The organism is Daejeonella sp., assembly GCF_044232565.1.
Taxonomy (GTDB): domain Bacteria; phylum Bacteroidota; class Bacteroidia; order Sphingobacteriales; family Sphingobacteriaceae; genus Daejeonella.
In genome coordinates this window covers 1-9,233 of record NZ_JBIILQ010000315.1, presented here as the reverse complement: position 1 = coordinate 9,233, position 9,233 = coordinate 1, and the positions used below count along the sequence as shown (strand labels likewise).

The following is a 9,233-nucleotide window of genomic DNA, read 5'->3' as shown; positions in this document are numbered from 1 at the left end:
ATAAACTATGAGATTTTTTTAAAAAATGAAATCAAATCTTAATAAATATTTTTTTCTTAAACATCCAATATAAAATCAACCACTCAAACAATAGAACTAGTCCGCCGCTTATTAAAGTAGCATAAGCGGAACCAAATACCTGATCAAAATTTGCGCCCAAATGGATAAACAATGAGTCGTTGATAAGATTTCTCATTCCGCCATCTGCGATAACATAAGCTGCAATTGAGTTTACACCAATAACCATCAAAAAGAAAGTCCCCTGCTGCTTTCCTTTCATATCAATTAATCCATAAAATAAGGCTAAAAACAAGAAACAGATGCCACCGCTAAAGATTGTCCATGCAGGAGTCCAAATACGTTTCACAATGGGATTTATACCACTTAGATGAAGTAAAACACCAAACATAATCAATGAAACTCCTATAAAAACCAAGAAATTAAGTTTTTTACGAGCTGTTACAGACGAATTCAGGTAATTTCCTGCTAGAAGTCCCAAAATCATTGTCCCTAAGGTTGGGATAAAACTTAGCGTTGAATAGCCCCCTGAATTGAAAAGAAATGAACTTTCTCTAGGAAATAAATTCAAAAACCACTGATCAAAAGCCCAAGCGAAATTAGTATTCTTATTCCAATGCGCTGAAAAACCCGTTAAATTATGGCGCCAATCTGCACTGACACCAGCAGAAGCATAGTCGAAGGAAGCATTAGGTAGCGGATAAAGTGCAAATACCAAGACATAGGTAAACAAGATGGCAGTCAAAGAAATAATTTGAACACGTTGAGAGTAAAAAGAGATTAAAACGAGAAAGGTGTAGCCCAATCCAATTTGAGTGAGTGTATCCTCGAATGTAAAATTAGTTTGGTTCGAATGCATGGAACGCAAAAATATTCCGAGGAATATTAAAATAAGGGAGCGTTTAATAGTGTGAGTTAGTATATTTTGAACACTTGCCCCTTTGTTTTTTCTGTTAGCAATAGAATAAGGCAGAACAACACCAACCAAAAAAGTAAAAGAGGGCTGAATCATATCATGCAAACTCAAGCCTATCCAAGGCACATGACTTTGATGGAAAGACAAAAATTCCCAGAATTTATTTCCTGGTAAAGCTCTTGAAACTTCGGAAAGAGAAAGTACCTCTGCCATCATAAGTAGCATCACAAAACCACGATAAATATCAACTGAGGCAATACGACCAATAGGTAAAGATGGGTTTATAATCGTGTCAGCTGAGGATAAATTATCCAGGTTCAATTCGTTTTTAGGCATTATTGTTTTATCATTTTATATACTATTTCAAATCAAAGAAAGCAAAACTTTAGCATCACCTAAGTTTTCAAGCCAATACGCTAAATATGAGACTTTTAATTATAAAAATTAAGATATACTTTTTTATTGAGAGAAAAAACAATAAATATTTCATATTAAAATCCAGCTCTCAAAACATACCCAATAAATGCCTCCAGATATAGTTTAAATTGAATAAAAAAAAAGCAGCCTTTTCAGGCTGCTTCTCTAAAATTCAAAAAAAAACTTAAATAATATCCCCACTTTCATTGGTTTTTATTCGCATTCGTTTATTTCCATTTTCGAGGATTAATTTATAAACTTTGTTAATCCCTTTCGATTCATAATAACTGACTAAGTAAACATCTTTTGCTATACCCCAACCAGGGTATTTTTGAGCGACTGTTGCTGCTACTGGAATAGGTAGCTTCACATTCTTATATTTTTCGGCAGTGCGCAATAGCTTACCATCTTTATCATAGGCAGCCAAAATTTCTCCTTCAGGAATGTAAAAAGAAATGAAATACGTGTCATACTCATCTTCATAAAAGTCTGAAGTTTTTAGATCGAAAGCGGCAACTTCGCGCTGAAGACGCTTTACTGGAAGAGCAACTGCATCGCCAACGGAGTTGAGATATTTATAATTTATCGCTTCTATCTTGACTTCTGGCAATACAATCTGGGCGTTGGAGATCGATGAAAATCCCGAAATTAAAATAATCAGGATGAGAAAGGATTTTAAATTTTTCATAATTTCTTCTGTTTAATGGTAAATAATAGGTTTAAAAGGGACTTTGCAATTGCTATTTTCAAAAATGCTGAATTTACCTGCTTAAGAAGACGATACTAATCAACACATTAATTGATTCTCATCAAAAAAATAAAATTTGGTGTTTATGAAAATATTTATGAAGAAAATAAATCTATGACCAATAATGGTATTTGATTAGAAATATATTAGTAAAGTTTTCGTTCAAGAGTGATATAGAAAAATGACAAAGTTAATTCTTTATTAAACGGCTCTCATTTACACAGTAAAAAGTACTTTGCATTCAAATCATTTTTTTGTGAAATTATCTTTACAGCACAAGATGGTAAACGCTATTAAAAAACTATTATTTTTTTTTGCATTAGTTTGCGTTTGGAACCAAGATAGTTATGGGCAATGTACTCCAAATGAAATTGAATTTGTTGCTGGAGCAACAAGAATATACAACACTGCTTGCGGTGATAATAGCTATCAAACAATTAGAGATAAAAATACGCCCGGCAGTGGGCAGACTTATTTATGGGAAGTTTCCTTTAGTGGTACTGCATATAAAACGATAGTTTCTTCAACTAACTCGCCCATTACATCTTCAGATTTATCAAAAACAAATATTACAAATTTTATTCTAGATCCAAATAATTATGCTTCAGGAGATTATCGAATAAGAAGAATAGTTTCAAATAACTCTATTCCCTGCACTAATATTTCAGAACCTGTATTTCTCTATTATGCTCAAAACTCGGCAAGTCTATCTGGTGGTACTATAAGCTCCCTAAACTCAAATAGTTGTATTCCAGCTAATGGGACATTGTTTTTAAGCGGCCAAACAGGGCCTGTACTTCGATGGGAATCAGCACCGGTGGGCACAACTAATTGGACAATAATAGATAATAAAACAAATACCCTAAACTATAGCAATATTACTCAAGCTATGTGTTATAGAGCATTAGTTGATAATATATGCAGTAGCCCTTCTAGTTTTGGAGTAATTGACCCGCTAGACAAATATTCAACTGTGTTTTGTTTAACCTTAAATTCATCACCCATTTTATCCAATCTAACAAATAAATCTTTGTGTGAGGGTGATGAGCTCAACCTTAGCGTAACTGCTACCAGTAATTTAGCGCTAACATACCAATGGCAAAAAAATGGAGCGCCCATTGCGGGTGCAAATAGTGCTAATTTAATTATTTCAAATGTAAATGCTTCGAATTCAGGAATTTATGATGTTCAGGTTAGCAATGCCTGCGTAACAACAAGCTCTAATCCTGCTATTATAAGTGTAAACCAAGCACCTCAAGTCAATCTTATTTCAGACATCAAAGTCTGCACAGACTCAACTATTCCTAGCATAAATTTCACTAGCAACATTTCTGGTGCAACATATTCTTGGACTAATTCCAATCCTAGTATCGGGCTTCAGGCTAGCGGAACGGGTAGTATTCCAGCTTTTACTGCCACAAATACCAGTAATGTGCCAATTACGGCAACGATAACGGTTTATGCTACAAGTAATGGATGTACAAGTCTGCCTTCCACTTTCGACATAACTGTTAATCCTTTACCTCAAATTACGAATGCATCTGCAACCAATCAAACACAGTGTGGAGTAAATGATGGTACAATTACTGTTTCAGCATCAAGTAACTCAGAACTAGAATTCTCAATTGATGGCGGATTAAATTATGTGAAAAACAACGGTAATTTTACAGGTTTAGCGCCAGGTAGCTATACCGTTTGGGTACGCAATCAGGCAGGATGTATCAATAAAATAGGCCCTCTAAATATTATAAGCCCATTCATTCCAACTACACCTAATATCAATACAGCCAGTACACAAATTTGTGTAGGAAATTCAATTACTCTTTCCATTTCAAATATTGAACCAAATACCATATATAATTGGTCGGGGCCACTTGGATTTACTGCCACTGGATCAACAATTACAATCCCAAATGCATCGCAGGCAATGTCTGGCGACTATCTTGTTATCGCTACCTCAAATTCATGTCAAAGTTTATCTAATAGCATAAATATCACTGTTAACGCCGTTCCTATACTCACTACGCTCACAAATAAAATCTTTTGTGTAGGAGAAAATGTACCAGCTACTTCCTTTAATAGTTTACCAGCAGGTGCAACATATTCTTGGACTAATTCCAATCCTAGTATCGGGCTTCAGGCTAGCGGAACGGTTAGTATTCCAGCTTTTACTGCCACAAATACCAGTAATGTGCCAATTACGGCAACGATAACGGTTTATGCTACAAGTAATGGATGTACAAGTCTGCCTTCCACTTTCGACATAACTGTTAATCCTTTACCTCAAATTACGAATGCATCTGCAACCAATCAAACACAGTGTGGAGTAAATGATGGTACAATTACTGTTTCAGCATCAAGTAACTCAGAACTAGAATTCTCAATTGATGGCGGATTAAATTATGTGAAAAACAACGGTAATTTTACAGGTTTAGCGCCAGGTAGCTATACCGTTTGGGTACGCAATCAGGCAGGATGTATCAATAAAATAGGCCCTCTAAATATTATAAGCCCATTCATTCCAACTACACCTAATATCAATACAGCCAGTACACAAATTTGTGTAGGAAATTCAATTACTCTTTCCATTTCAAATATTGAACCAAATACCATATATAATTGGTCGGGGCCACTTGGATTTACTGCCACTGGATCAACAATTACAATCCCAAATGCATCGCAGGCAATGTCTGGCGACTATCTTGTTATCGCTACCTCAAATTCATGTCAAAGTTTATCTAATAGCATAAATATCACTGTTAACGCCGTTCCTATACTCACTACGCTCACAAATAAAATCTTTTGTGTAGGAGAAAATGTACCGGCTACTTCCTTTAATAGTTTACCAGCAGGTGCAACATATTCTTGGACTAATTCCAATCCTAGTATCGGGCTTCAGGCTAGCGGAACGGGTAGTATTCCAGCTTTTACTGCCACAAATGCCAGTAATGTGCCAATTACGGCAACGATAAAAATCATTCTATCTCTAAATGGTTGCACAGGCCCTGAGTATTCGTTTAATATTACCATCAAGCCCTCACCAACAGTTAATGCACCTAGCAACATCACTGTTTGTACTGGCGAAATTATTCCTTCAACAAATTTCAATTCTGGTCTTGCGGGAACAACTTTCAAATGGACAAATTCGAATCCTTCCATTGGACTTCCAATAAGTGGAACTGGAAATTATACAAGTTTTTTTGCTACAAATACATCAAATAGTCAACAAACAGCAACCATTACAGTGTTCCCAACATTAAATGGATGCGATGGTCCTCCTTCAACTTATAACATATCGGTTAATCCAACACCAATTATATTATCTGCAGCAGCAGAAAACGAAACAGTTTGTAATTCAGATGACGGCAAAATAACCATTACAGCAACTGGAAATGGCCCTTTAGCGTATTCAATTGATGGCGGCCTTAACTTTACTGCCAATGGTGGGACTTTTACCAATTTAGCGGCAGGAAGTTATTCGGTAGCAGTAAAAAACAGCTTAGGCTGTATCACTATCGGCTCTACACTCTCAATTAGCAGTCCGGGAGCTCCGCCAGAACCAGACATACAGGCTTTTATTAGTCCCATTTGCGAAGGCGAAAATTTGCTTATTAAAATCAAAAACCCTAATCCTTTAGCAACTTATTACTGGACCGGGCCAAAAGGCTTCACAACTACTGGCGATGAAATTATTCGTTCCAATGCCGATTTAAGTATGTCTGGAAATTATTCAGTCAGTGCAAGCATCAACAACTGCTTAAGTGTTTCAAAAATTATACCTATTAAAGTAGCTCCAAAGCCTGTTTTGAATAGTTTACAGAATCGAACTTATTGTGCTGGAGAAACTGTTCCAGAAATAGTATTTAATGCTAACCAACCTGGTACTACTTATACTTGGGAAAGAAGGAATCCCAACATTGGATTAGTCGAACAAGGAACTGGAAACATACCAAGCTTTATAGCAACAAATAATGGATTAAGTACACTAATTGAAACAATCACAGTTACGCCGAGCCTCAATGGATGTAGTGGCGCAAGCTTTGAATTCAAAATTAATATAAATCCAATTCCAAATCTAGCCCAACCATCTAATATTACTGTTTGCTCTGGAGCCACAGTTTCATTGAACATTTTTAGTAGTTCATTAGCTGGCACAACTTTTACATGGACAAACTCAAATCCAAGCATAGGATTAGCCACGAGTGGCAATGGTGACATAACTGCATTCACAGCAAATAACACAACCAATATTTCTCAAACTGCAATTATTACAGTTACGCCAATATTTAATGCCTGTATAGGATTATCAAAAAGCTATACAATTACGGTAAACCCATTACCTAAAATCACAAATAGCGTTTTACAACAAAGCATTTGTTCGGGAGCTAGTACATCGGAGGTGATTTTAACATCAGATATTTCTGGAACTACATTTAGTTGGACTGCCACCAGTGCAAGTTCAAATTTAAGTGGTTTTTTAACGAATGGAACAGGCAATATTACAGCACAGGCTATTACCAATAACAGCTTAAGTGAAGGAATAATAAATTATACCATTACCCCCCTTTTAAATGGTTGCGCTGGTATACCTATCACTTATAAAGTTTTTGTAAAACTATTGCCTAGCGCTACCATAAGTGGGTCAACAAGTGTTTGTTATGGAGCGAGTGCAACTCTACGCATAAATCTAACTGGTAAGGCGCCTTGGACAATAAACTACACAGACGGAACAGTAACACAGACCATTAGTGGCATTGGCACAAATGATTATACATTCAACGTGAGTGCCATAGCATCAAAAACATATAAAATTACATCTGTAAGTGATGCCAATTCATGCACCAATTTGGGTAATGGAACTGCCATAATTCAACAAGCAAGTGCTCCAATTACCGGAAATGTAGTGTCAAGTAATGTTAATTGTTTCGGTAAAAATGATGGATTCTTACAAGTTGTAAACGTATCGGGGGGATTCGGAGTTTATGAATACAGTATCGATTTTGCTAACACTTGGCAAAGTAGTCCTGTTTTTACAGGACTTAGCCCTGGAACCTATAAAGTTTACATTCGTGATGCTACAATTCCTAATTGCTATATAATAATCAATCAAAATGTCTTAATTACGCAAGCTTCAGCTCCCTTAGGACTCACATTTGTTAAGTCTGATGTTACATGCTTTGCAGGTCAAACCGGATCCATCAAAATTACAGCAAATGGAGGAACATTACCATATACTTATACCTGGTCAAATGGAGAAACAGGGGATGAAATCGATAAACTAAATGCAGGGATTTATACAGTTCAAATAAAAGATGCCAAAGGATGTATATTTTCAGAGTCAATCAAAATTGAGCAGCCAGCCACTCCTTTAAAAATCAATTTCACAAAATCTGATGTTAGTTGTTTTGGTGTCAAAGATGGCAAGATCGATTTACAAATTAGCGGTGGCACTTTGCCCTACAGCTTTAAATGGTCAAACAATGAAATTACCGAAGACCTAAGCAATGTTGAAGCTGGCAATATCTATACTGTAGTAGTTAAGGATACCAATGGTTGTACAGCGACTGAAAGTATCGAAATTAAACAACCTGATATTTTAAAAGTGTCAGTTAGTGTTAAAAATTCTACCTGCAAATTATCTACAGATGGTATGATAAATGCCTTAATTGAGGGAGGAACAATGCCTTATACGCTAGAATGGGTCGGCTTAGGGCGAAGCAGCAATAGTATCGATAATTTAATTGCGGGAAGATATAAGCTACTTGTAATCGACGCCAAGGGCTGTAGCCAGCTTATTTATGCTGATGTACTATCTGGGAATTGTCCGCCAATTGCTTTAAATGATTATTTTAGTACTGATGAAGAAGTTACAATAACAGGCACTGTTGCATCAAACGACTCCGACCAACAAGGTGAAAGTCTAAAATTTACTGCAAAAAGCAGTCCCAAAAACGGTAGTTTCACCTTTAATAATGATGGTAGTTTTAATTACACGCCAAACCCTAGATTTTGGGGATTAGAAACTATTGACTATGAAATTTGTAACACATCTGGATTATGTGCAAAGGCAGTCCTTAAAATTGAGGTGTTTCCATTTACAATCGTAAGCCTTACTCCTGCTTTTAGCATTGTTCCAGAAGGCAAAAAAGTAACCGTAAGTGCAACACTTTTAAGGCCATTTAAAGATGATGTTATAATCAAGGTAGGTTATGGGGGTATTGCAATAAAAAACCTAGACTACGTGCCTTTAGATCAATTTATTGAGATTAAAATCCCTAAAGGACAAGTTAATACAATCGAGAAAATTACCATTGCTGCATTAAGCGATGATGAATTTGAAGGTCAAGAAAATATTCAAATTGAGATTATTTCAAGCTCAGATACATACGTTAGAATCGGTTCTGGCGCAACTGTTATGATAGAAGATAATTATCCAAAACCAGGATCAATTCCAAGCAATGAAAATAACAAATTTCCAACTAATCCAGATATAAAACCAGACCCTCTTGTTTCGCCTAACGACGATGGTTTAGGCAATGACTTTTTTAAAATTGAAAATATTATTTCTTTCCCTGAAAACCTTGTTTTAATATTCAATAGATGGGGTAACGAGGTATTTAAATTGGAAGGCTATAATGAAAATGATCGTGTTTTTAAAGGTTATGCAAATACCGGATTATTAAGTAATACCAATACACCATTGAGTGATGGAGTGTACTATTATCTTATCACCACAAAAAGAACCCTTTCGGGTCGAAAAATAGAAACTCTTAACAAGGGTTATTTCATCTTAAAAAGATAAAGTTTAATAAGCTCTCAATTTTTAAGCATCGGATCAAGTCCTTTTTTCAGCAAAAACTCACTTGATAATAAATAAGCACCACTCATAACCACTTCTTTAACACCCTCTAATCCAGAAAGAATTATAATTTGGTTTCCGCTTTCAGCTCCCGTTTGAACAATGCGTGGAGAGAAAGTATTTATCCCGGTTTTAACCCAAACATGAGTGCCTCGCCCATCCCTAACTACTGCATCCATTGGAAGACTCAATGCATCATTGATCTCAGAAACCGGCAAAAAAACACTAACCTGCATTCCTGCCTGAAAATTTCCGGCATTTTTAATCGGTGCACG

Annotated in this window: 3 protein-coding genes and 1 pseudogene; 1 reads left to right on the top strand and 3 read right to left on the bottom strand. The window is 36.0% G+C overall.

The window, feature by feature from the left end:
• Positions 1 to 31 precede the first annotated feature (31 nt).
• Both ACILQF_RS12645 and ACILQF_RS12640 read right to left on the bottom strand, forming a co-directional pair.
• Complete coding sequence (locus tag ACILQF_RS12645; RefSeq protein WP_395627759.1) at positions 32 to 1,270, bottom strand: acyltransferase family protein; 1,239 nt, start codon at positions 1,268 to 1,270, stop codon at positions 32 to 34.
• A 265-nt stretch (positions 1,271 to 1,535) separates the two neighbouring features.
• Positions 1,536 to 2,039 (bottom strand): hypothetical protein, encoded by a 504-nt coding sequence (locus tag ACILQF_RS12640; protein ID WP_395627758.1) that lies wholly within the window; start codon positions 2,037 to 2,039, stop codon positions 1,536 to 1,538.
• 316 nt (positions 2,040 to 2,355) lie between these two features.
• Between ACILQF_RS12640 and ACILQF_RS12635 the strand changes: the two genes are divergently transcribed.
• The gene (locus ACILQF_RS12635; RefSeq protein ID WP_395627757.1) at positions 2,356 to 8,901 is read left to right on the top strand and encodes a PKD-like domain-containing protein; all 6,546 of its coding nucleotides are present in this window, start codon (positions 2,356 to 2,358) and stop codon (positions 8,899 to 8,901) included.
• A 14-nt stretch (positions 8,902 to 8,915) separates the two neighbouring features.
• On the opposite strand, the pseudogene ACILQF_RS12630 reads toward ACILQF_RS12635, so the two are convergent.
• Positions 8,916 to 9,233 (bottom strand): annotated as a pseudogene (locus tag ACILQF_RS12630) (efflux RND transporter periplasmic adaptor subunit); the annotation flags it as partial.

What these genes read in the sequence shown, in the direction of transcription:
- ACILQF_RS12640 (WP_395627758.1), bottom strand. Translation starts at nt 2,039, where the DNA reads ATGAAAAATTTAAAATCCTTTCTCATCCTGATTATTTTAATTTCGGGA.
- ACILQF_RS12645 (WP_395627759.1), bottom strand. Translation starts at nt 1,270, where the DNA reads ATGCCTAAAAACGAATTGAACCTGGATAATTTATCCTCAGCTGACACG.